Below are 22613 nucleotides of genomic sequence, written 5' to 3'. Positions count from 1 at the left end.
TTTATATTTTCAAGGAAAAATTAACCCGCCCTATATTGAATAATAGTGCTTAAGGTGCTAATAATGTTTGAAATAATCATTATCATTTTCATTATTTCCTAATTAAATTTATTTTTTAAACGCTAAAAACAAAACAGCCTGACATTTTTATGTCAGGCTGTAATTTTAAAAAAACTTTTTGCTGTTTTCGTACTCATTAACAACTTTATTCAATGCTTGATAGATACTTTCAGTATCTTGCTTTTTTAACGCTTCATCAAGAATATTAAGATACGATAACATTAGCTTTTGATTGTCTTCTGCAAACTTTGGTGATATTTCCTGATCTTCATATAGCATGACATAAGTGCGTGCAAATCCAAAAATCAAAAAATAGACCGCTGCATTTTTTGTATCTTCTTGAATTAATGTTTGCATAGCGTTACGCAGTTTTACATAACTGTCTGTGCCTGGTAAACTTGCCGCAAATGTTTTAGTTACTTCAGTAAATACCATTACGATTAACCTCAATCAAAACCACAAGAAAAAAGAATAGCAACCCTAAAGCAGAAGTGCAAGTCTATTTTGTTCTTCAAATCTATTTTTTATTATTAAAGGGAGCGAGCATTTATAATTTAACCTCCACAGTCAATACGTTTTAATTACTCACTTTCTTTGTAAAGTGCTAATCCTGCTGGAGCTTGAGCAACTGGCATTATCTCTAGTGAATTGACATTAAAATGTGCTGGCGTATTAACTAACCAAGAAATGGTATTTGCAATATCTTCTGGTGTTATATAATCAATACCTTCGTATACAGCGGCTGCTTGATCATTATTGCCATGAAATCTGACATTAGAAAATTCGGTGCCTCCACATAATCCTGGTTCAATATTGGTGACTCTGATTTTTTTTCCTAAAAGATCAGTCCGTAAATTAGCGCTAAATTGTTTTACAAATGCTTTTGTTGCGCCGTATACATTCCCACCTTTATAAGCATAGGTACCAGCTACTGAGCCAAGATTAATAATGTAACCAAAGTTGCGCTCAACCATACTAGGTAAAATTTGATGAGTTAAATAAATTAATCCCATTATATTAGTTTGAATCATTGTTTCCCAATCATTGAAATCAGCTTGATAAGCTGGTTCTAATCCTAAAGCCAATCCTGCATTGTTAATTAAAATATCGATAGGTTGAAATGCTTTAGGAAGCTGTAACAATATTGATTCTATTGCATCTTTTTTTGTAACATCCAAAGTTAAAAAGGTAAAGTTTATTCCTAATTCATCTGCTAATTTTTGTAACTTATCTCCACGTCGAGCAACACCAATCACTTTATAGCCATCAGCAACGAGCTTACGACAAATTGCTTGACCAAATCCGGATGAAGCACCTGTAACTAAAGCGATATTCATAATAAGCCTCCTTATTGGCTAAACAAAAGTTTACGTATATTTTCATAAACTGTGGTATGCATAAACAAAAAAGATACAAATAAAAATAGAGTAAAGCACATAATTTCTTGAAATGATTTTACAAAATATTTATTTAATACCTAAAAAAACCCGCTAATTAAGCGGGTTGATATTTAATATTTCATGTAGCAGGTTCTTCTGCGGGTTCTTCATCTTTCAATGGAACAATTAATGTATCGATATGTGTATTATTAATAAGTTGACGAGCAGATGACATTAATTTACTCCAAAAGTCTTGATGATGGCCACACACGACAAGATCAGCGCCATATTCGTGAATTGCTTCAATTAATACTTGGTCAAATTCTCCATTTCCTAAAAGAGTATGAGCAATAGGATAACCCGCATCGTCGGCCAATTTATTTAAAGCAACGTGCGCATCTTGAGTAATTCGGTCTTTCATATCATTCATATTAATATCAACCAAACCAGTATAAAGATCTGAATAATTAATACCAACATGAATCAATGATATTTGAGCATTATATGGTCTAGCCATAGAAACAGCTTTTTCGACGAGAACTTCACTTTCAGGTGATAAATCCACTGCGACTAATATATGTTTATAAGCCATGATATTTTACTCCTTCCTATTTTTAAAGCCCAAATAAATTGAAAACCAGTACTCTATTTTTACTCCTAAATTAATTTTTGAGCAAGCCAAAAAAGTGATCCAGATAACAAAATTGAAATTGGAAGTGTTAAAATCCAAGTTAATGCAATACTTTTTATTGTTTTACTTTGTACTCCACCACCATCAACAATCATCGTTCCAGCAACTGAGGAAGAAAGAACTTGGGTTGTTGATACTGGCATGCCAGTATAGCTTGCAATCCCAATTGATAAAGCTGTTGTGATTTGTGCCGATACGCCTTGTGCGTAAGTCATGCCTTTCTTACCAATTTTTTCACCAATAGTAATAGCTACACGGCGCCATCCTATCATTGTTCCAACTGCCAATGCTGAAGCTACGGCAACGATAATCCAAACAGGCGCATATTCCACAGTTTTAAGCAGATCATTATTCAAAGATTTTAAATATTGTTTATCTTCTTGTGTCACGTTAGGTTGTTTAGCAATATGCGAAACCGTGTCAGATAAACACAGTAATATACGTCTAGCTTGTGAACGTTGTTCTACCGTAAGCGACTGATAATCACGCATTTTATTGAATAAATTATTAGCAATCGCTAATGTGGTATATGAACGCGAATAATCACAATGATATTTATTCAAGTCGCCTTCTGGAACACTAGTATCTAATAGTGGCTGTTTACCTATTATCGTTGTTAAATCGTCATTATGGGTAACAAAATACTCTTGAATATTGTGAATAGCATTACGAGTATTTGTAATATCATAGGTAGATGCACTCATGTTAACAATAAACCCTGCTGGAGCTATGCCCATCAACACTAACATCAATAAGCCAATACCTTTTTGACCGTCATTGGCTCCATGAGAAAAACTCACACCGGCAGCCGAAATAATGAGCATAATACGAATCCAAAAAGGAGGTTTCTTCTTGCCATAGAGTTTTTCACGTTGTTCTGGCGTCATGAAAATACGTTCTCGTTTTTTGCTGCTTTTTTTACTTTGGCTTTTACGTGTCCAATATTTCCTCAACAGAAAGATCATCAAACCTGCAATCACAAGACCTACAACAGGGGAAACAATTAATGATAAAAAGATATGAATCATCTTAGGAATATTAAGGGCATCTATTATTGATGTATCCATAATAAATGCGTTAGTAAGTGCCACGCCAATAATTGAACCAATTAGGGTATGTGAGCTTGACGCTGGAATACCAAGATACCATGTCCCAAGATTCCAAATAATAGCCGCAAATAAAATAGAAAAGACCATAGCAAGCCCATGTGATGAACTTACATTAAGTAATAAATCAGTTGGCAATAGATGGACTATAGCATAAGCAACACTTAGCCCACCAAGCAAAACCCCAAAAAAGTTAAACATACCAGCCATAAAAACAGCGAGTTGTTCCTTTAATGCCCTAGTATAAATTACTGTTGCAACAGCATTAGCTGTGTCGTGGAATCCATTAATTGCTTCATAAAAAAGGACAAAAAACAGTGCCAAAACTAATAGTATAATGGTCGAAAATTCTAATTCAGCAAATAGATGTAACATAATATATCTTTCTGTTGTTAATAGCGACCCTATTATCCTTGAGAATAGAGCAATGAGCAAAACAATTTTTAAATTTTTCGTTTTGCATAATGTGCAGCTAAAATCGCACAAATCATTAATTGAACTTGATGAAAAATCATTAAGGGTAAAATTATTATGCCGATTATCGACATAGGAAAGATAATGCTAGCCATAGGAATACCGCTCGCTAAACTTTTTTTGGAACCACAAAACACAATAGTGATTTCATCTTCTTTGTTAAAACCCAGTAATCTTGAACCATAAGTTGTTATTAATAAAATAATAATTAACAATATAATAGAATAAAAAATAATTGATAAAAGTGATAACAAACTAATTTGAGACCAAATACCATTAGCAACAGCATCACTAAAGGCTACATATACAACTATTAGAATTGAGAATCGATCGGTTTTATAAATGACACTTTTATATTTATCCACCCATTTGCCAATAAAGCGTCTTGATAAGTGACCAAGTAAAAATGGCAACATAAGTTTTAACATGATAGAAGTGATGGCATCTAGCATATTCATAGAATTTGAAGCTTGCGTATGCATCAATAAACTCACTAAAACAGGAGAAATAAACACCCCTAATAATGTTGATGCTGAAGCACTACAAATAGCCGCAGCCACATTGCCTTTTGCAATTGAGGTAAACGCAATAGCAGATTGCACGGTTGCGGGTAATACACAAAGATAAACAAAACCTAAATAAAGATTTTGCGGTAAAAAAGTGGGAACCAATATTTGCATCATTACTCCTAGAACAGGAAAGATAACAAAAGTGGTCATAAAAATAACTAAATGTAACCGCCAATTTTTTATACCAATAACAATCGCTTGGAAAGAAAGCTTGGCGCCGTGCATAAAAAAGAGCAAGCCAATAGCAAAGGTAGTCAGATTTTCAAAAAAAACTTTAGTCTGCCCTTTACATGGTAAAAAACTAGCTGTAATTACGACACAAATTAACGTTAACAGAAATGGATCGATTTTAAAACGTTGTAGGATATTCATAGTTTTGCTTTTAGTCTAATTAGTAAAAAAAATCGCCACGATTGTGGCGATATTTATAGGTAATAACTTTATTCTAAGAAACTACGAAGCACATCGGAACGGCTTGGATGGCGCAACTTACGCAAGGCTTTAGCTTCAATTTGACGAATACGTTCACGAGTAACATCAAATTGTTTACCCACCTCTTCTAACGTATGGTCTGTATTCATATCTATACCAAATCGCATACGTAATACTTTCGCTTCTCTTGGCGTTAGCCCTGATAAAATATCACGTGTTGCACTACGCAAGCTTTCAGATGTCGCTGCATCTAACGGTTGCTCAAGAGCGGTATCCTCAATAAAATCACCTAAATGCGAGTCTTCATCGTCCCCAACTGGTGTTTCCATTGAGATTGGCTCTTTAGCAATCTTAAGTACCTTACGAATTTTGTCTTCTGGCATTTGCATTCGTTCGGATAACTCTTCAGGTGTTGGTTCACGACCAATTTCTTGTAACATTTGGCGTGAAATACGGTTTAATTTATTGATTGTTTCAATCATATGTACCGGAATACGAATTGTTCTTGCTTGGTCAGCAATTGAACGAGTAATGGCTTGCCTTATCCACCAAGTCGCATAAGTCGAGAACTTATAACCACGACGATATTCAAATTTATCGACCGCTTTCATCAAACCAATATTACCTTCTTGGATAAGATCCAAGAATTGTAACCCACGATTCGTATATTTTTTTGCAATGGAAATAACTAAACGCAAGTTAGCTTCCACCATCTCTTTCTTGGCGCGACGGGCTTTAGCTTCACCAATAGACATCCGTCTATTAATATCTTTAATCTGTTCAATAGATAGACTAGTTTCTGTTTCGATTTGTTGCAATAAGTTAACCTGAACTTGAATTGGTTCTTCAAACTGTTTCAAACTTACAGCAAATGCGCCTTTAGCTGTGAGCGCTTTTTCATACCAGCTCATGTTATTTTCGTTACCGGTAAAATACGTCATAAACTGTTTTTTCGGCATTTTGCATTGTTCAACACAAAGCTTCATAATCACGCGTTCATGTGCTCGGACTCGCTCCATCATACTGCGCATATTATTAACGAGAATATCAAACTGCTTAGCGACTAAACGAAATTGCTTGAATATTTCTGATAGATTTTCGATCTCTTTTTGTGCTTTGTTATGAGCTCGGCCATATTTTTTGATCGCATCAGACGTTTTATCGTGTTGCTCTTTTAATTCAGCAAATTTAGCTCTGGCAACTTCAGGATCAATAGAAACATCATCATCGGTTGAAGAGTCTCCTTCTTCATCCTCATTTTCATCGTCACTATCATCAATTTCAATTTCAGATTCACTAACTTCTAAATCTTCTGGCAATTCGTCTGTCACTTCTTCAGCATTTGGGTCAACAAAGCCTGTAATCAAATCAGATAAACGAACTTGGCCACTTTCGATTAAATTATATTGCTCTAAAAGATAAGTAATTGCTTCTGGATATTCTGATACTGAAGTTTGAACTTGATTGATACCATCTTCAATACGTTTAGCAATATCAATTTCGCCTTCGCGTGTTAGTAGTTCAACCGCGCCCATTTCTCGCATATACATACGAACAGGATCAGTTGTTCTACCAATTTCTGATTCAACATTAGATAATACTAAGGCAGTTGCAGCTTCAACAGCCTCTTCATCAGGGACATTATCTGAAAGTAGTAGTTCATCAGAGTCTGGGGCTTCTTCAAGCACTTGAATCCCCATGTCATTAATCATTTGGATAATATCTTCAATCTGATCTGAATCAATAATCTCTTCCGGCAAGTGATCGTTGACATCAGCATAGGTTAAATATCCTAGCTCCTTACCTCGAATGATCAGGAGTTTTAGCTGTGATTGAGAATTTTGCTCCATAAAAGGTATCCACTTTAGTTATTTGGTCATCTATATTATATATGTAGACTAATAGTTGGAGTCTACATATAGCCTATATATTTAGTCTTTTCTTGATAAAACAAGTATTAAAGTCGCCAATTCTTTTTTCTCTGCGGCACTTAAGCCAGAGACTCTCTCTTTTGCGATCAGTTCATCTTGCCTTTGGGCGAGTATATTATCATACAACTCTTTTAAAGTATGTGAAAAAGTTGAGCTTATTTCATCATCTTGATAATGGTGCTCCCATGTTGATAAACGGCTTAACTGTTTGTAAAACGGCCTGTCTATGCATTCTGTTAATATTTGTGCTGTTGTTATATTGGGATAACGTTGGCATAATTCAAGCAATTCGATAAAAATCTCAATTCCAGCCATGTTAACTTGACGAATTGCATTGAGATCAGAAACTTGCTCAGCAAGATTTGGGTATTGAAGTAATAAACCAATTAAAATGCGCATCGTAGTTAATTTTATTTGTGTTCTAGGTGTATTTTCATTGGCTTTTTCATCTTTTTTAGAACGATTTTCATTTAACAATTGTTCTAGTTGAGAAACATCAAGTAAACCTAAATAATTACCTAATTTTTGTAATAAATTTAATCTGAAAGCTTTTGCTCTAATTTGATCAAGCAACGGTAAAGCTAGCGAACTTAATTTCGCTTTTCCTTCAGCCGTTTTTAAATCAACTTGCTTTAAAAGCTCATCAAATAAAAATTTTGATAGATTTGGCGCTTCATTTAAATATTTTTCAAAACCCTCTTTACCAACTTTACGCACAAAAGTATCCGGATCTTCATCTTGAGGTAAAAAAGCAAAGGTAATTTTCTTTCCATCGATTAAACAAGGTAATAAAACGTTCAAAGCTCGCCAAGCAGCGTTTCGTCCAGCATTATCACCATCATAACAAAATATTACCGAATCTGTAGCTCTAAACAGCAATTTAATATGTTCTTCTGATGTTGCCGTACCTAAAGCGGCAACAGCATAATCAATGCCATATTGAGCAAGCGAAACCACATCCATATAACCCTCAACCACTACAAGTTGCTGAGGGTTACGATTAACTTCAAGTGTTTCATAAAGTCCATATAGCTGAAAACCTTTATGAAAAATAGGCGTTTCTGGCGAATTAATATATTTTGCAGGATCATTAATGATAGTTCGCCCACCAAATGCTATAACATTTCCTTGCCTATCTCGAATAGGAAACATGATTCGCCCGCGAAAACGGTCATATTGGTTACGGCTATCATTGGTTACTAACATACCCGCTTGCTGATAAAGTGCAGCTTCAGCTTTTGTTTTAACCACATTTTGTGATGTTAATCGCCATTCATTAGGCACAAAACCAATTTTATATCTGGCGATAATTTCGGCATTAAGCCCTCTTTGTTCAAGATATTTATGGGCTTCTATGGATGTTGGCAAGGCCAATTGCTGTTGATAAAAATTAGTAATTTTAGCCATTAATGCATACAAGTCACGGCGCACATTTCTAGATTCGATATGCTTTGATTGATCTATTTGACTATTATCAGTATCAATATAAGGTACCTGAATACCTTGCATGCTAGCTAATTCTTCAATAGCTTCAGGGAAAGATAACCGTTCATATTGCATTAAAAAATTAACAACAGATCCAGAGGCACCGCACCCAAAACAATAATAAATCTGCTTTTTCTCATTAAGTGAAAAAGAGGCGGTTTTCTCATCATGAAAAGGGCAACAACCAAAATAATTATTCCCTTTTTTTTTCATTTTGACGCGCTTGCTAATGACATCCAAAATATTGGTTCGAGCAATTAGATCTAAGGTGAAATCGCGAGGAATAAAACCTTTCATGATAAATTTTAACCAATTTTGCTGTTACAGAAAGGCAACAAGCCGTATTAAAAATACGGCTTGTTAGAATTCTTTATATTAGAAGATAACAAATTGATTTTAATATCAATTCCAATTTTCAGTATAAATAATTTTAAAACTATTAATATAGACGAGTGCGACGAGCGTTTTCTCTTTCTAATTTCTTAGCATGACGTTTAACAGCTGCAGCTTTTGCTCGTTTACGAATAGTGGTTGGTTTTTCGTAAAATTCACGATTACGAACTTCAGCTAAAACTCCTGCTTTTTCACAAGAACGTTTGAAACGACGTAATGCTACATCGAAAGGTTCATTTTCACGTACTTTAATTACTGGCATGTGCCTCTCACCTCAAATTTATTTAATATCACAAGGGACTAAAATTTAGTGCGTAATTTTACTCCTAATCGATATATGTTGTAAAGTAAAAAATAGAATTATTATCAGACTACAAATTAATTTGCTAATCAAAATATAGCGTCAGATAATAAATCAAATCTCATTAAGAATAAACAGGAGTTTTTCATGCCATCATTTACAGGTCAATACCCACAACGTCGCTTACGTCGTAACCGAGTTCATGACTTTAGTCGTCGTATGCTTGCTGAGCATAGCTTAACAGTTAATGACCTAATTTATCCAGTCTTTATTGTTGAAGGGAATAATACAACTGAACGGGTAAGTTCAATGCCAAACGTTAATCGAATGAGTATTGATGTATTATTAAAAGAAGCGGAACAAATAGTTAAATTAGGGATCCCTGTCCTTTCATTATTTCCTGCTATTGATCCGGTAAAAAAATCATTGCTAGCGCAAGAAGCGTATAATGAAAATGGATTAGTACCAAAAGCTATCCGAGCATTAAAAAAAGAATTCCCAGAGCTAGGCATACTCACCGATGTTGCTCTTGATCCTTATACTACACATGGACAAGATGGAATTATTGATGAACACGGGTATGTACAAAATGATATTTCCGTTCAAACGCTTGCTAAACAAGCGTTAATGCAAGCAGAAGCAGGTGCTGACATTATAGCACCAAGCGATATGATGGATGGACGCATTGGTACAATACGTGATGAGCTAGAAAAACAAGGCTTTGTTAATACGCAAATTATGGCTTATTCAGCAAAATATGCATCAAGTTTTTATGGACCTTTTCGCGATGCGGTCGGCTCTGCTAAAAATATAAAAGGCAGCAATAAAAAAACTTACCAACTCGATCCTGCGAATAGTAGTGAAGCATTACAAGAAATTTATCAGGATTTAAGTGAAGGTGCAGATATGGTCATGGTTAAACCAGGTATGCCTTATCTTGATATAGTTCGAAGAGTGAAAGAAACTTTCGCTGTGCCCACATTTGCTTATCAAGTATCAGGGGAATATGCCATGTTAACAGCAGCAATCCAAAACGGTTGGTTAGATGAAAAATTAGCAATTATGGAATCTTTACTTTGTTTTAAACGCGCTGGTGCAGATGGTGTTTTAACCTATTTTGCTAAACAAGTCGCTGAGTGGTTACATCAAAAATAACAATATTTGTTTAAATGTTGATAAATCATTTTCTAATTCAAGGTGATTATATAAATAAGCTAAACTAATTAGCAGTTTTGTTGTTTTTTTATAATACTTTTATAAAAAAGTTACCTTTTATCAATATGCAACAACACTGAAAGCCCAAAATAAGCCATGTTGTTTTTATTTCGGCTCGCTAAGATTCTCTTATTTTAAAAAAGATTTGAGTTATCAACTAAAATGAGCGAGCCGATGTATGGGAAAAATTGATTAAATCATCAATTAGTATTTTTTCCCAGTTTTGGGCGATTGACTCATTGTGGGATGAGTAGCTCCAACTTACCATCATCGTCAATGAGCATAGCTTTTAGTTGTAGCCATTACGCTGATCGCAGATGGCTGCCTAATTTTTTATGATATTTATCATGGCATAACTATTCGTCCATCTCTGAATTAAGGCGCTTTTCGATAGCCAGTTTATTAAAAATAACCATTAACTTATCTAAGTCGTCTTGAGTTTTTCTATTGTTAGCTAATTTTGATAGTAGATATTATGAATATTTTTTATCCATTTTTATTTGTCTGTTTTTTATATTACAATATGTTAACAATAAGCAAATACACAAAATTATTTACAAGATCGATAAAATTTTAAAGCTACGCTAAAATTTGGAATTACATATTTTTTAAATGTGCTATGGCAATTAAATCCAATGTTAATAACTAAGTAAACTTGCTAATTTTGGTTATTACAAGAGCCATAACCCAAATAAAGGTATATGATATGAGGCACATCATTTATCGTTCTGATGTTAAACCGACACTCAAACAAGCAATTACCCTTTATCGTCATTGTTCGTTAGGTGAACGTCGTCCTCTTACCGATACTGCACGCTTTCAAGCTATGTTAGATAATGCTAATTTGGTGATAACCGCTTGGCATGATGAGAAATTGATTGGTATTGCACGTTGTTTAACTGATTTTGTTTATATCACTTATTTGGCAGATCTTGCAGTGGATGAAAATTACCAACGACAAGGTATCGGTAAGCAATTAATTCAAGAAGTGAAAAACAATACTGGTAAATCATGTTCAATTACTCTACTAGCTGCACCACAGTCAGTTGATTATTATGCTTATATCGGTTTTAATGCGCATCCTTCCGCTTGGATTTTAAGAGAAAATTAAAATGAGAATCATATTAGCATCAACATCTGTATCCCGTAAAAAAGTGCTCGAAAAATTAGCTATCCCTTTTGAGTGTGTGCCACCTGTATGCGATGAAACACCGCTAGTCGGCGAATCAGCTCAGCAATTGGTAGTTCGGTTAGCTGAACTTAAAGCCCAATCATTAGCGACGCAGTTTGCTGATAGTTTAATTATTGGTTCAGATCAGGTGGGGGTGTTAGACGGTAATATTGTTTGCAAACCACATACAATTGATAATGCCCGCAAACAGCTTCGACAAAGCAGTAGTAAAGCTTTCTATTTTTATACTGGTATGACAGTAATTAATACCAAAACTCAACAACAAACCACCATTTGCGAACCGTTTAAAGTGACCTTTCGACATTTAACTGATTCAGAAATTGATGCCTACATTAGCAAAGAGATGCCTTTACAATGCGCTGGTAGTTTTAAATGTGATGAGTTAGGTATTACCTTATTTGATAAACTAGAAGGTAATGATATTAATTCGTTAGTCGGGTTACCACTGTTAAAACTAAATAAAATTATGATTGAAATGGGTTGTAATCCTCTATTGTTGTAAAGCAAACAAGTTAAATTCCCCCATTTTGACTTAGCGTTGTGTTAATCGACTTATTTAATCAATAAATTTTCCAGCCGACATTTTCAAAATTGTTTGGCTATAACTAGCTACATCATTATCATGGGTGACAATTAATAAGGCTGTGCCTTGCTGGTTAATTTCGGTTAATAGTTGCATGATATCCGCCGAGCTTTCGTCATCAAGATCACTGGTTGGTTCGTCAGCTATAATGATTTGTGGACGACAAATTAATGCACGTAAAATAGCAACTCTCCGCATTTCACCACCAGACATATTGGCGGGATAAGCATCTTGTAAATAACTTATTTTAGCTTTTTTAAGCAGGCTTTGTGCGTAACTTAGGCTGTTATCATTGGAACGCTTAGTTAAATAGAAAGGCAAGCGGATATTATCTAGCGCAGTTAAATTAGGGAGTAAACTACTACCTTGTGGAATATAACCAATATGCTGATTGCGAAATGCCGATACCTGTTGATCATTAAGTTCAAATAAGTTGGTTTCATTAACGGTGATCTTGCCTTGTGTTGGTGTGAGTAATCCTGCAATCATGTTAAGTAATGTTGTTTTACCGCTGCCCGATTTACCCATAATGCAAATAAAGTCATTTTTTTTCATTGAAAAACTGACATTATTTACTGCTGAAAAGGTTTGCTGGCCACGGTAATAATCTTTACGTAGATTTTTGACATTTAGTAACATTATTCGCCCTCTCTAAGCGTACTGTAAGTATCAAATTTAGTCATAGATAATGTACTATAGGTACTTGATAACGGGGCAATGATTAACGTAAGAATAAAAACTATTATTGCATATAATAGTGCATCAAATAATGAAATATTCATACACGGCAAACCGATTGATTGACAAATTAATAAGCTAAATGCATAGAGTAACACTGTTGCGATTATGATGCCGGCAATACCACCTAATGCACTGATTATTAAAGATTCTCGTAACAACATTTTGACTAGATCACGGCGTGAAGCACCTAATATTCGTAATAAACTGATTTCGCGTTTCCGTTCATTAAGTGAAGATGAAAAAATAACAAAGATCACAATAATTGCCAGAATCCAAAAAATAGCCGATAGACTATAAACAATAGTTGAAAAGCTGGTTAACCATTTAGATATATTGCTTAACATGCCTTTAGTCATGATAAAGTCAATATTATAGTCAATAGCATATTTAGGCATAATTTGATTAACAATGTCTTTAGACTGATAATCAGAATTAACTTTGATAAAAATTGACGAAGCATAATCTGCAAAATGGTCAATATCGCCTTCAATTAACTTAGCTTCTTTCATTAATGATTGCGCTGCTTGCATGGTCATAAAGACTGACGTGTCGAAGCCCATACCAGTACTATCCATTTTTGCAGCGATTTTAAATGGGCGATTAAAAAACATGATTTCACTGCCTGCATTAGCGCTAATTTTTGAACCGACAACGACTTGATTGTCAGTAAGAGGCGCTGAGAGTTGTGATTGCAACCAAGGTTTAATCACAAAATCACTATGCTGATCAAAACCAATTAATTGGACTTTAGATGAACAACAACCTGCATTTAGCGATGCAATAAACAGTTGTGGCGAAATAGCATTGATGCCTTTGATCGCTTTTATCTTATCGATCAAATCAACTTTTAAATAAAAACTACTCGGTTCACCACGCAATAAGGCAACTTCTAAATTTTTTTCATAACCATGGGGGACAATAAGAATATCAGCTCCTAACCGATTAGCCATGCCAGTAATACCAAGACTGAGATTTTTCATCAGTATACTTCCACCAAATAACGTTGCCGAAAAAAGCGTAATGATGATAATCAAACAGCAACTTCTAAACGGTCGCCGCTGAATATTTCGCCATGCTAAATTTGCCATGGTGATCGGTTTTACGTGCATATTGACTTTCCTGCTTATTGGATTTAAATGTTATCTTTATCTGATAAAGATAAGTGTGGTCTTTGTTTGCTAACAAAACGCTATCAATTTTTCGTTCTTTTATCTAAGTAATAGATGTTAATAACAGCGACAATAAATAATAAACCTGATAATAAAACCAAGGCTGGTTTAGACCCCATATTACATCGCATTATTTCATTACCGCAAACACCAATTAGAATTGTTGGTATAGCCGCCGCTAATAAAGAAATACACGCGAGGGCCATACTTAATCCCATTCGCACAAAAGCAGTACGACTAATTAGTAGCAATGCACCAATGGCTATCACTAAACAACCAATGCCGATTTCAGCTCTGGCTGTCCAAAAACATTTCATGATTTTTCCTGTACTAGCATGCATGTGCCCACTATGCGCAAGCTCACTACTAGTGCTACTCATTGTATCAATCGGTGTGGCTACAGCTTCAGGCGGTGGACAAACTGGCAATATATATAATGGAAATAAAATGATTAACACACCAATAACTATAAAAATACTTGACGAAATAATACGATTTTTCATATACGATAACCCATTGTTGATTAGTTGTTTATAACACGCGCAATTTTGCCGTGCTCAAGTACTACTGTAGTTTGAGCATGTTTTGACACTTCTGGAGAGTGAGTAACGACTATTATTGTGCTACCTTCTTCGTGAAGCTGATGCAGTAAATTCATGACCATCGTTTCATTACTTTCATCTAGATTACCAGTTGGCTCATCGGCTAAAATTAATTTGGGGTAATTAATCAATGCTCTGGCAATACATACACGTTGCTGTTCACCGCCTGATAGCTGCCTTGGTAAATGTTTAGCTCGTGTAGCAAGTCCAACTCGCTCTAATGCTTGCATAGCTTCTTTTTCATCAACCATGCTGTGATAATATTGTGCAACCATCACATTTTCCAAAGCAGTTAAATATGATACTAAGTGAAATTGTTGAAATATTAGTCCTATCTTATCTCGGCGAATCTCGGTTAACTCTGACAAAGAAAGTTGAGTAATATCTTGCCCATCCAAAATGACTGAGCCCAATGAAGGTTTATCCATACAACCAATAATATTCATCAAAGTGGTTTTACCACTGCCTGATGGCCCCATAATTGATAACCATTTGCCTTCTTCAACCACTAAATTCACTTCAGAAAGCGCATGGAGCGAACCATAAATCTTAGACACATTGTTTACTTCGAGTATATTCATACTTTATATCCTATTCGCCACGTAACACTAACGCAGGCTCTATTTCAAGTGCACGTTTTACTGGAATTAAACATGCAATGACTGTTACTATCGTTGAAATAATAATCGTGGTTGGGATTAAATAAAACTCAATAATAATGGAGCGCCCAAACACACTATTGCTTATAATTTGAGCAAAGACAAGCCCACAAATAGCACCTATAATTCCTCCTACGACACCTAAAACTAATCCTTCAGCTAAAAACTCTTTGGCAATACTTTTATTATTTGCGCCTATTGCTTTTTTAAGACCAATTTCTTGACGACGCTCCATAACCACTGTCATCATGGTGGTAGCAACACAAATCATGGTAAGTATCAGCACAATAAAAGTAACTAAGTAAAGTAGTGAAGATAACTTACTTAATACCGACGATTCTGATGTTGTAACCCATTTAATTAAATGAGGCTCAAGTGCTGTCATTTGATTTTTAATGACTTCAATGTAGTGTTTTAGCTCTGATTCTGTGGCAGTAATACTGACTTCAATAACTTCTGCTTGTTCGTTTTCTTCAAGTAGCTGTTCTAACTCATGTAAGTCAATAAAGATAAAACCATCTTCTGCCCGTCCTGTTTTAACAATACCCGTAATTTTAAGTTCTTCATCAAAGCGAGAATCTTGTTTAGATTTACCAGTAATCGGCATAGTGCTACCAATGGTTAATTTAGCAAAGTTAGCAATATCAGTACCAATAAGTATTTCATGTGAATTTTGTGGTAATGTTCCTTCAATACGCCAATAGGGGCTGGTTTTAGTAATTTGTTTAAAGTCTGTTCCCACAATCGTATAAGGTTGCTGATTACTACGAATTAAATCATAACGAAATGGAGTGACGCCAAGCAATTTATCTTTTGGTAGAAGGTTTACCGCTTTATTGACATCAGCTATTGCCACAGTTGGTTGATTATTAGTTGGCAATAATAGAAGATTGGCACCATAAGAACGGAATTCTTGTCCCATTTGTCTTGGTATATCATAACAAAGTGTAATCATACCAAGCAGTACAGTCGCACCTATGGTAATACCAAGCAAGGCAATAGTGATACGCGAACGGCGACGGATAAGTGAACTTAGCACCATTTTAATGATAAAGCGTTTATTGTTATTGATCATAATACTTACCTTTCATCTTATCGGCCATGTAACACATCGGTTGGGCGTAAAAACATCATAATACGCAATGCGGGTAAGCTACCTAAAAAAGTGATTAGGCAAACCATAATTATAACTAACGGAACAATGATCATTTTAGGTTCAACAAATGAACCAAATACGGTATAACCTATAATTTGCGCAAAAACAAGGCCAATAAAATAACCCAAAACGCCACCGAGTAAGGCAATAATCAAAATTTCAGTGAGTATTAACATAGCAACAGTCGTATTGGTTGCGCCAAGTGCTTTTAATAAACCAATTTCGGTACTTCGCTCTATCACATTAGCTGTCACCAAATTCGAAATGGCCAGCGCAGAACAAATTAATGATAAAATAGTGAGTAATAACATTAATAGTTGAGTTTTTTGTAAAATAGAACCTTCAGATTCAGCCACTTGCATAATGGCTTTAACACGCACATCTGGCATTAATTCTTCTAGTTGATAAGCAATTGAGCTAATATAAGCGGTGCAATACCATGTATCCCATTCTGTTCTTGATAAACTATTTGGATCTTGTGCTGCTTTGCGGGCAAGTTCGTTTTCAGGTGTGGTTAATGCACTTACTTCAACTCGTTCAACCAGTCCTTTTTTATTAGCAAGATCTTGTGCAACAGGTAACGACACAAAAATCTGCGTATCTTCAATTCCACCACTATGAAAAATATTATTAATTTTCAATGTGATCTTTTTGTTTGTTTGAGGTGAGACGATATCGATTGAGTCTCCTAGCTCTAAATTCCACTGTTTAGCAATAGATTCCCCCACCATAACGCCTTGTATATTCTCATCAGTCATAGTGTTACCTTCAATTGCCCACCATGACTTCATGGCTAATATACCTGTATCGACTTGATCACCTGTTGGTATGTTGAGGTGTTTATTAAACCAAGTTCCAACGACTGTAACAGGTTTATCGTTGAAGGTAGCTTGGGTTGTTAAAAAAGGTGCAAAATCAACAATATTGTAAGCCCAAAAAATCATTTTAATTTTCACGAGATCTTCTTGCTTAATATATTGTAGTGCATGTTGCCTACCATCATTGTCGAGTTGATACATTTCATTAATAATGGCATTACCACGAGGAACAATGTTTAAATTAGCACCATAAGCTTTTAATTCTTGATTAACTTTGTCTCCTACATCAAACATTACATTTAACATAGCAGTAGCAAGCGAAACACCCAATGCAACCGTTAAGGCAATAAGAAAAAGTTTCTTTTTTTGGCGAATTAAAACACTTAATAACATTCTATAAAACATACAATATTCCTTTTAATACGCTTTTATTTGAAACGGTTTTTCTCTGCTTCAAGGTTAGCTGGACGAATCACCATATTGCCGTCAATAATTTCATATTTAAGCGGTACAGGGTTACAACCACCAGAAAATCCAATTGTAGCAATATTCATCACTACATCACATAAAATACAAACGACTTGCTCACCTCGTTGGTAGTAACCGCTTGCACCGCAAATATCGCAAGCATCAAACCCAACGCCATAAGCGTTATCGCTTTTTTTAATGATAATAAAGCGAACTAAGGTACCATCCGTTGCTTGATAACCATAGCGATGCAAATTACCATCGTTGACTTTATCAAGAGAAATAACAATTAATCCATCACTATTAGGCGATATTGGTTCTGCTGGTGTAAGTTCTACTCCTTTTTCAAAAATATAACGAGCACGCGTTACGGTATAAGCGGTTATTGCCGAACCTGCCATAATCAATAGCGCATTTCTTCTATCGTTGCGCAATTGCGCTTTAAGTTTGCGAATTTGAGCAGGGTTGCTGCCTACTAATGAGGTGGTTTTTGACTTTATGAACAAGGTTAAAGCTAAACCAAGCACAATTGCCATAAAAATAAAAGTGAAGAAATTAACATGGCTAAGGATAAAAATGACTAATTCCATCATCCATGGTTGTGATGAAATAAAGCGCCTAACAATTAGAATTTGTAGAATATTAATACTGTTTTGGATAGTAAAAATAATGATAGACAGTGAAGTAATGACAAAAACAAATTTAGCAGATAAGCGATCGCAGACGCGGTAAATAAATAATCCTGTTAGCAAAACAACAAGCAAAGAAAAACTATAACCAACCCATTTAAACAAGTAATCATTATTAAATATAGAATCCATCCCGACTGAAAATTCGAATGGATAGAGTATTAAATTGGGTAAGTACTGGGCACTTATCAAGCCGATACCAAGCGCAAATAGGAGTGAAAATAAGATTATGCCAACGCAGTTATCAATAGTTTTTTGTAAGTAAATGCTAGCCATTAGTGGTATAGCAATTATAACCCAAAGCGTAATTACTCCAAGATCATAAAACTCACGAACCGCGAAGCCAGTATTACGTTTTAAAATGGCATAAATTAATGCTACTATAAATCCCAATATAAAACCGAACAAAATACTCTTTTTACCATAATCAAGTGTTGATTTTACAATCGCAGCACTCAGTAGTGCCATCATCATTACAGGAACGAAAGTATTATCGGTAATATTAATAAGATATTGAAGCATATTTATTGCCTAGCTATTGCAAATGTTATTGGTGAGCACAAACTCACCATAACTGATGATCAATTATTAAATATAATTATACTTAGTTTTTTCTAATAATTACCATGCACGTGGGATATAATCAAAGTCCCAAGAAACTTCGATTGGTTTTTTCCAAAAACGCCCCTCGACACCGGTTTCTTTATCTACGTGTAACAAATAACCTTGCTTTTCTGGATTTTCAATAATAAATGTAACTTTATATTTACCAGCACCGTCAAGCTTAATATTATTACCATAATGAGGACCATCCGATGCATTCATAGGCATAAAGTTACCTTCGATAGCTTTATCACTGCCTTGTTTTTGAATTTTATATTTAACGGTTAAATAAGGTACAAAATCACCGACACCATAACCTAAATTATTACCTTCAGCAGCCGAGATATCCGCTTCAATATGCATATCTGATTTTGATGCAGGAAGCCCCCCCATACCAACTGGCTCCATATCCACTGGTTGGAAATAAACAGCACCAATGTGTAATGGGCCAACAGTGACTTCATCACCAATTGGAAACTCCTCAAATCCTTTTTGTTCACTTGGTGCTGGCGCCGCTGCGTGAGCAAATGAAGATAAAGCAAGCATTGAGGTAATACTCGCTGATAAAACTAATTTTTTCATTGAAAACTCCTTCACGTTGTTTTTGACTACTTTTTATTTTCATAATATTTATGCAATATTCTAACCATACATTCCAAATGGTTTGAATTAAATAATATTAGTCATGCTTACCATTTTTCATTTTTATGGTTGCATTGAAATTTGTAATACATAACTGACACTAACACAATAAATATCATAACAACTTGTGGTAATAAAGTTTCGATTGTTGGGTAAATACCTAATACTTCAATAGAGTGCACAAAATCAACAGGCGTAACAGTAATAATATCTGCTTCTTGGAGTTCTTTCACTCCACCACCAGCAAAAGCTATCGCCATGATATACATCAAAATACTTGTGCCTATAAAGAAAGGTTTGATTGGTAACTTCATAGTACCAAAACGAATAACAACAAAAATAATTGCAAGAACAATCGTTCCTATCACAAGTCCATACCAAACCATATGTATGTGTTCTTTAGCTTCAGTAATCATGGCTTGATAAAATAAAATTGTTTCAGCTCCTTCACGAAAAACAGCTAGAAAAGCAGCGAAACCTAAAGCTAAACAACTACCAGATGAAACAGCAGTTTGTACTTTTCCTTCAACATAACTCTTCCAAATCTCAGCTTCTGCCTTTGAAAACATCCAATTACTAATAAAAAATAACACTATCGTTGCCAAAAGCATAGCGACGCCTTCAATAATTTCTTGATTTGCACCACTGATATCAAACACAGTATAAAGGGCAATAGCAGCTAAAATACTGGCAAAAACTGCAACAACTGAGCTCATATATACCACCTTGAGCATAGCAATATTACCAGAACGCACTAAATAAGCTGATATTGCCGCAATCACTAAAATGGCTTCAAGACCTTCTCGAAAGATGATAATAAACGATGCGAATAAAACACGCCAGCCACTCTCTTTTTTACCATCCAATTCGTTAGCATCTTGATGCAACATTTTTAAAATAGTGTCAATTTCTGCTCGAACAACTTTATTGGGAGCGCCATTTGTCATTAATCGTTTAATTTTAGCAAATTGGTATTCGGTATCAGTGCCTCGTTTTCCCGAAATATAAGACATAACAGCACGCTCAACACCATGTTTTTCATAAAAGCCAAAATAAGCTTCATTAACGCGGGCTTTTGCACGTTCAACATCTGTCATGAAATAGATATCATAAGCATCATTTAAAATTTCATCCATTTCATCAACAATGGCATTCCAACTTTCATACTTTTTTGCTTGTGCATAAGAGGTTGGCGCAAAAGCAATTAAGCTTGCAATAAATAATAAAACCAGTGTTAAATATTTTTTCATAATTATTTAATTGCCTTTTATTTTCCTAATATCAGCATACCAAGAGGCTGGCGATCTTCAGGCAATTCTAGTGCTTGAATTATGGCATCTGACTTGATGGAATGAATATAACGAGCATTTAATTTCAATGCTGCCGCAGCTAAATAAGCATTCTGACTCATTGCGCCAACAGCAGTATAATTAAAGTGAGTACTTTCTTCGGAATTTATATCAGCCAATACATTAGCATCTGACACAAAAATTAATGAATAGGTGGCTCGCTTAGTAAAATTTTGCAAACCAATATTAGCGCGAATATCTTTATTATTAATTTCTCTTAAATAATGACCTTCCCACTCATATAAAAAAGTGCCTTTTTCACCAGCAATATAAATTCGTACATAAGGTGGCTTACCTTTAACCATTGGTACTGTCCATCCTGTTTTACCTCGGTTCAACCCACTTGCTGCCCAAAGCACTTGTGAAAGTTCCTCATCAGAAATCTTACCAGTAGGAAACCCGCCACCAGGTGTTGAAGCACGTTTTTTTAAGCTTTCAAATAAGCTCATTCCATCTTTTATTTGTGGCTTAGGCAATGAAATATCGGCATAACATAATGCGAAAGGAATCAACGATGATAATAGAATTAAAGCTAATTTTCGTATATAACAAGACATAATGAGACCTAATATTTGACATTATTGGCGATATCTTATTGCTAACGGTTTCAATTATCAATATCAAATGCAAATAATTATCATTTGATATATGAAAAGTCTGTTTTTATCATTAGCATTTTTCAAGGTTAGGTCATGAAGATAATGTAATAAATTAAACAGCATTAACCGATATTTTTATTTTTTTGTGTATTGAGTATATACTTTAGCAAAATTGATTTTTGAGTAATTGAGTAACAAATCTTATGCCATTATCGACATTCATTGTTTTACCTCTTTTTATTATCACAATTGTTTTTGCCTCGCTCTTTAAAAAGAAAAAATGGCAATTTTTAAACGTAACTTTATTAACGATTTTTATTGTAATGGAGCTAACTTCTATCTACTTTAGTGGTGGATTTATTGATTATCAGTTTTATGTGAATTTAAATATAAATGATATTATAGAAGGGCTATTTATTTTTAAATTGCAATCCGTTCTGGTCATTGTAGTCTTTTTTTCTTTCATTTTTTTACTATTAAAACTCGCTAATTGGTGTAAAGGAAAATGCCGATTATTGCCTCGCATATTACTCGCTGTTATCGCTATATTTTCAATCAGTTACCACAATGGACCATTAAGCCGGTTATATGAAATATATCAGGTTACTAGTGCTCCGCGCGAACCATTTGAGCAAGCATTGCAATCACTCAATATGACTAATTACATCAATAAAAACCAGCTTGTTAGCCAACAAGGTAAAAATATTATTGTGTTATCATTAGAATCGTTTGAACAAGGTTTTCTCGACTTTGAAGATATTACACCTAATTTACGACATCTTTGCCAAGATTATACTTTTTTTGCCAATATGCCAATGAGCCCTGGAAGCACTTGGACGACTGCTTCCATGTATACTTATATGACCGGCATGCCATTTTTAATTGGCGGTTACACAACATCCCCATTAATGCGTGCAAACCAAACAAACTTAGTTAGTTTGGGTGATGTGCTAAAACAAGCTGGATATCAAACCCGTTATGTGATGCCTAGCCCTGATTTTGCTGGTATTGGGCATATTGCTGAGCTTTTGGGTATGCAAGTTATTTCGGAAAAAAATTACGTTGGGCAATACCCAACAGCACCATTTGGATTATATGACAAAGATATTTTTGATGTTGCGCAAAAACAGATTACGCAAATGCGTCAAAATAACCAACCATTTGCCTTATTTGTATCAACCGTTTCAACTCATGCTCCAAATGGTTTTGATGACGAAAGAATGAAATCAATTATTTCACCCAAACCAGATAATATGTCTTTTGTTGCTGCTTCATTAGATCATAATTTAGGGTTATTTATTCAACAA

22 protein-coding genes are annotated in these 22613 nt (G+C 34.8%); 4 read left to right on the top strand and 18 right to left on the bottom strand.

What is annotated here, in order from left to right; genetic code table 11:
• Positions 1-165: 165 nt before the first annotated feature.
• From A9G30_RS08005 to rpsU, 8 genes are all read right to left on the bottom strand, one after another.
• On the bottom strand, positions 166-495 hold the full coding sequence (locus A9G30_RS08005) for a hypothetical protein (protein ID WP_065567851.1): 330 nt from the start codon (positions 493-495) through the stop codon (positions 166-168).
• Positions 496-641: 146 nt separating this feature from the next.
• Positions 642-1397, bottom strand: a complete 756-nt coding sequence (locus A9G30_RS08000) for an SDR family oxidoreductase (protein WP_065588613.1) — start codon at positions 1395-1397, stop codon at positions 642-644.
• Positions 1398-1578: 181 nt separating this feature from the next.
• Positions 1579-2031 (bottom strand): universal stress protein UspA, encoded by a 453-nt coding sequence (gene uspA / locus A9G30_RS07995; RefSeq protein WP_065588612.1) that lies wholly within the window; start codon positions 2029-2031, stop codon positions 1579-1581.
• Positions 2032-2096: 65 nt separating this feature from the next.
• Positions 2097-3611: an inorganic phosphate transporter PitA gene (pitA, locus tag A9G30_RS07990; protein WP_065588611.1), complete on the bottom strand. Its 1515-nt coding sequence runs from the start codon at positions 3609-3611 to the stop codon at positions 2097-2099.
• 68 nt (positions 3612-3679) lie between these two features.
• Positions 3680-4651: a bile acid:sodium symporter family protein gene (locus A9G30_RS07985; RefSeq protein ID WP_065588610.1), complete on the bottom strand. Its 972-nt coding sequence runs from the start codon at positions 4649-4651 to the stop codon at positions 3680-3682.
• A gap of 68 nt (positions 4652-4719) precedes the next feature.
• Entirely contained in the window at positions 4720-6561 is a 1842-nt protein-coding gene (gene rpoD, locus A9G30_RS07980; protein WP_065567856.1) for an RNA polymerase sigma factor RpoD, read from the bottom strand.
• An 81-nt stretch (positions 6562-6642) separates the two neighbouring features.
• On the bottom strand, positions 6643-8424 hold the full coding sequence (gene dnaG / locus A9G30_RS07975) for a DNA primase (RefSeq protein ID WP_065567857.1): 1782 nt from the start codon (positions 8422-8424) through the stop codon (positions 6643-6645).
• 142 nt (positions 8425-8566) lie between these two features.
• Entirely contained in the window at positions 8567-8782 is a 216-nt protein-coding gene (gene rpsU / locus A9G30_RS07970) for a 30S ribosomal protein S21 (RefSeq protein ID WP_034882800.1), read from the bottom strand.
• A 186-nt stretch (positions 8783-8968) separates the two neighbouring features.
• Here rpsU and hemB point away from each other — a divergent pair, with 186 nt between their 5' ends.
• The 3 genes from hemB (at position 8969) to A9G30_RS07955 (ending at position 11730) form a co-directional block, all read left to right on the top strand.
• Positions 8969-9976, top strand: a complete 1008-nt coding sequence (gene hemB, locus A9G30_RS07965; protein WP_065588609.1) for a porphobilinogen synthase — start codon at positions 8969-8971, stop codon at positions 9974-9976.
• Between the two features lie 766 nt (positions 9977-10742).
• Complete coding sequence (locus A9G30_RS07960; protein ID WP_065567859.1) at positions 10743-11147, top strand: GNAT family N-acetyltransferase; 405 nt, start codon at positions 10743-10745, stop codon at positions 11145-11147.
• A 1-nt stretch (position 11148) separates the two neighbouring features.
• Entirely contained in the window at positions 11149-11730 is a 582-nt protein-coding gene (locus A9G30_RS07955; RefSeq protein WP_065588608.1) for a Maf family protein, read from the top strand.
• Positions 11731-11784: 54 nt separating this feature from the next.
• Here A9G30_RS07955 and A9G30_RS07950 read toward each other — a convergent pair whose 3' ends face one another.
• The 10 genes from A9G30_RS07950 to A9G30_RS07905 all read right to left on the bottom strand — a co-directional run bounded on the left by A9G30_RS07950 (position 11785) and on the right by A9G30_RS07905 (position 21264).
• Positions 11785-12450, bottom strand: coding sequence for an ABC transporter ATP-binding protein (locus A9G30_RS07950; protein ID WP_065580723.1), 666 nt, complete (start codon positions 12448-12450; stop codon positions 11785-11787).
• Entirely contained in the window at positions 12450-13661 is a 1212-nt protein-coding gene (locus tag A9G30_RS07945) for an ABC transporter permease (protein WP_065588607.1), read from the bottom strand. Before A9G30_RS07945 ends, A9G30_RS07950 begins: the two co-directional genes overlap by 1 nt.
• An 83-nt stretch (positions 13662-13744) precedes the next feature.
• Complete coding sequence (locus tag A9G30_RS07940; RefSeq protein ID WP_065588606.1) at positions 13745-14224, bottom strand: DUF4418 family protein; 480 nt, start codon at positions 14222-14224, stop codon at positions 13745-13747.
• Positions 14225-14244: 20 nt separating this feature from the next.
• Positions 14245-14904, bottom strand: coding sequence for an ABC transporter ATP-binding protein (locus tag A9G30_RS07935; RefSeq protein ID WP_065588605.1), 660 nt, complete (start codon positions 14902-14904; stop codon positions 14245-14247).
• A 10-nt stretch (positions 14905-14914) separates the two neighbouring features.
• A complete protein-coding gene (locus tag A9G30_RS07930; protein WP_065588604.1) occupies positions 14915-16057 on the bottom strand; it encodes an ABC transporter permease in 1143 nt (380 codons plus the stop codon).
• 17 nt (positions 16058-16074) lie between these two features.
• On the bottom strand, positions 16075-17361 hold the full coding sequence (locus A9G30_RS07925) for an ABC transporter permease (protein ID WP_065588603.1): 1287 nt from the start codon (positions 17359-17361) through the stop codon (positions 16075-16077).
• A 23-nt stretch (positions 17362-17384) separates the two neighbouring features.
• Positions 17385-18635 carry a Fe-S-containing protein gene (locus A9G30_RS07920; RefSeq protein ID WP_065588602.1) on the bottom strand — a complete coding sequence of 417 codons (1251 nt, stop codon included), beginning with the start codon at positions 18633-18635 and terminating at the stop codon, positions 17385-17387.
• Between the two features lie 99 nt (positions 18636-18734).
• Positions 18735-19262 carry an iron transporter gene (locus A9G30_RS07915; RefSeq protein ID WP_442903445.1) on the bottom strand — a complete coding sequence of 176 codons (528 nt, stop codon included), beginning with the start codon at positions 19260-19262 and terminating at the stop codon, positions 18735-18737.
• Positions 19263-19405: 143 nt separating this feature from the next.
• Entirely contained in the window at positions 19406-20608 is a 1203-nt protein-coding gene (locus tag A9G30_RS07910; protein ID WP_065588600.1) for an FTR1 family iron permease, read from the bottom strand.
• Positions 20609-20625: 17 nt separating this feature from the next.
• Positions 20626-21264, bottom strand: a complete 639-nt coding sequence (locus tag A9G30_RS07905; protein WP_065588599.1) for a nitroreductase family protein — start codon at positions 21262-21264, stop codon at positions 20626-20628.
• 245 nt (positions 21265-21509) lie between these two features.
• On the opposite strand from A9G30_RS07905, the gene A9G30_RS07900 reads away from it, so the two are divergent.
• On the top strand, positions 21510-22613 hold a 1104-nt coding region (locus A9G30_RS07900), incomplete at its 3' end, for an LTA synthase family protein (RefSeq protein WP_141672042.1).

It is taken from the genome of Gilliamella sp. Fer4-1 (assembly GCF_001690515.1).
Taxonomy (GTDB): Bacteria; Pseudomonadota; Gammaproteobacteria; order Enterobacterales; family Orbaceae; genus Gilliamella; species Gilliamella apicola_C.
This window is presented reverse-complemented; position numbering and strand designations above follow the sequence as displayed.

Bases quoted from the DNA above. Each gene is read 5' to 3' on its own strand.
- A9G30_RS07935 (WP_065588605.1), bottom strand. From the start codon at position 14,904: ATGAATATACTCGAAGTAAACAATGTGTCTAAGATTTATGGTTCGCTC.
- pitA (WP_065588611.1), bottom strand. From the start codon at position 3,611: ATGTTACATCTATTTGCTGAATTAGAATTTTCGACCATTATACTATTA.
- rpoD (WP_065567856.1), bottom strand. From the start codon at position 6,561: ATGGAGCAAAATTCTCAATCACAGCTAAAACTCCTGATCATTCGAGGT.
- A9G30_RS07930 (WP_065588604.1), bottom strand. From the start codon at position 16,057: ATGATCAATAACAATAAACGCTTTATCATTAAAATGGTGCTAAGTTCA.
- A9G30_RS07940 (WP_065588606.1), bottom strand. From the start codon at position 14,224: ATGAAAAATCGTATTATTTCGTCAAGTATTTTTATAGTTATTGGTGTG.
- A9G30_RS08005 (WP_065567851.1), bottom strand. From the start codon at position 495: ATGGTATTTACTGAAGTAACTAAAACATTTGCGGCAAGTTTACCAGGC.
- A9G30_RS07915 (WP_442903445.1), bottom strand. From the start codon at position 19,262: ATGCTTGCTTTATCTTCATTTGCTCACGCAGCGGCGCCAGCACCAAGT.
- A9G30_RS07910 (WP_065588600.1), bottom strand. From the start codon at position 20,608: ATGAAAAAATATTTAACACTGGTTTTATTATTTATTGCAAGCTTAATT.
- A9G30_RS07905 (WP_065588599.1), bottom strand. From the start codon at position 21,264: ATGTCTTGTTATATACGAAAATTAGCTTTAATTCTATTATCATCGTTG.
- dnaG (WP_065567857.1), bottom strand. From the start codon at position 8,424: ATGAAAGGTTTTATTCCTCGCGATTTCACCTTAGATCTAATTGCTCGA.
- A9G30_RS07950 (WP_065580723.1), bottom strand. From the start codon at position 12,450: ATGTTACTAAATGTCAAAAATCTACGTAAAGATTATTACCGTGGCCAG.
- A9G30_RS07955 (WP_065588608.1), top strand. From the start codon at position 11,149: ATGAGAATCATATTAGCATCAACATCTGTATCCCGTAAAAAAGTGCTC.
- A9G30_RS07925 (WP_065588603.1), bottom strand. From the start codon at position 17,361: ATGTTTTATAGAATGTTATTAAGTGTTTTAATTCGCCAAAAAAAGAAA.
- A9G30_RS07985 (WP_065588610.1), bottom strand. From the start codon at position 4,651: ATGAATATCCTACAACGTTTTAAAATCGATCCATTTCTGTTAACGTTA.
- rpsU (WP_034882800.1), bottom strand. From the start codon at position 8,782: ATGCCAGTAATTAAAGTACGTGAAAATGAACCTTTCGATGTAGCATTA.
- A9G30_RS07945 (WP_065588607.1), bottom strand. From the start codon at position 13,661: ATGCACGTAAAACCGATCACCATGGCAAATTTAGCATGGCGAAATATT.
- A9G30_RS07960 (WP_065567859.1), top strand. From the start codon at position 10,743: ATGAGGCACATCATTTATCGTTCTGATGTTAAACCGACACTCAAACAA.
- A9G30_RS07920 (WP_065588602.1), bottom strand. From the start codon at position 18,635: ATGCTTCAATATCTTATTAATATTACCGATAATACTTTCGTTCCTGTA.
- hemB (WP_065588609.1), top strand. From the start codon at position 8,969: ATGCCATCATTTACAGGTCAATACCCACAACGTCGCTTACGTCGTAAC.
- A9G30_RS08000 (WP_065588613.1), bottom strand. From the start codon at position 1,397: ATGAATATCGCTTTAGTTACAGGTGCTTCATCCGGATTTGGTCAAGCA.
- uspA (WP_065588612.1), bottom strand. From the start codon at position 2,031: ATGGCTTATAAACATATATTAGTCGCAGTGGATTTATCACCTGAAAGT.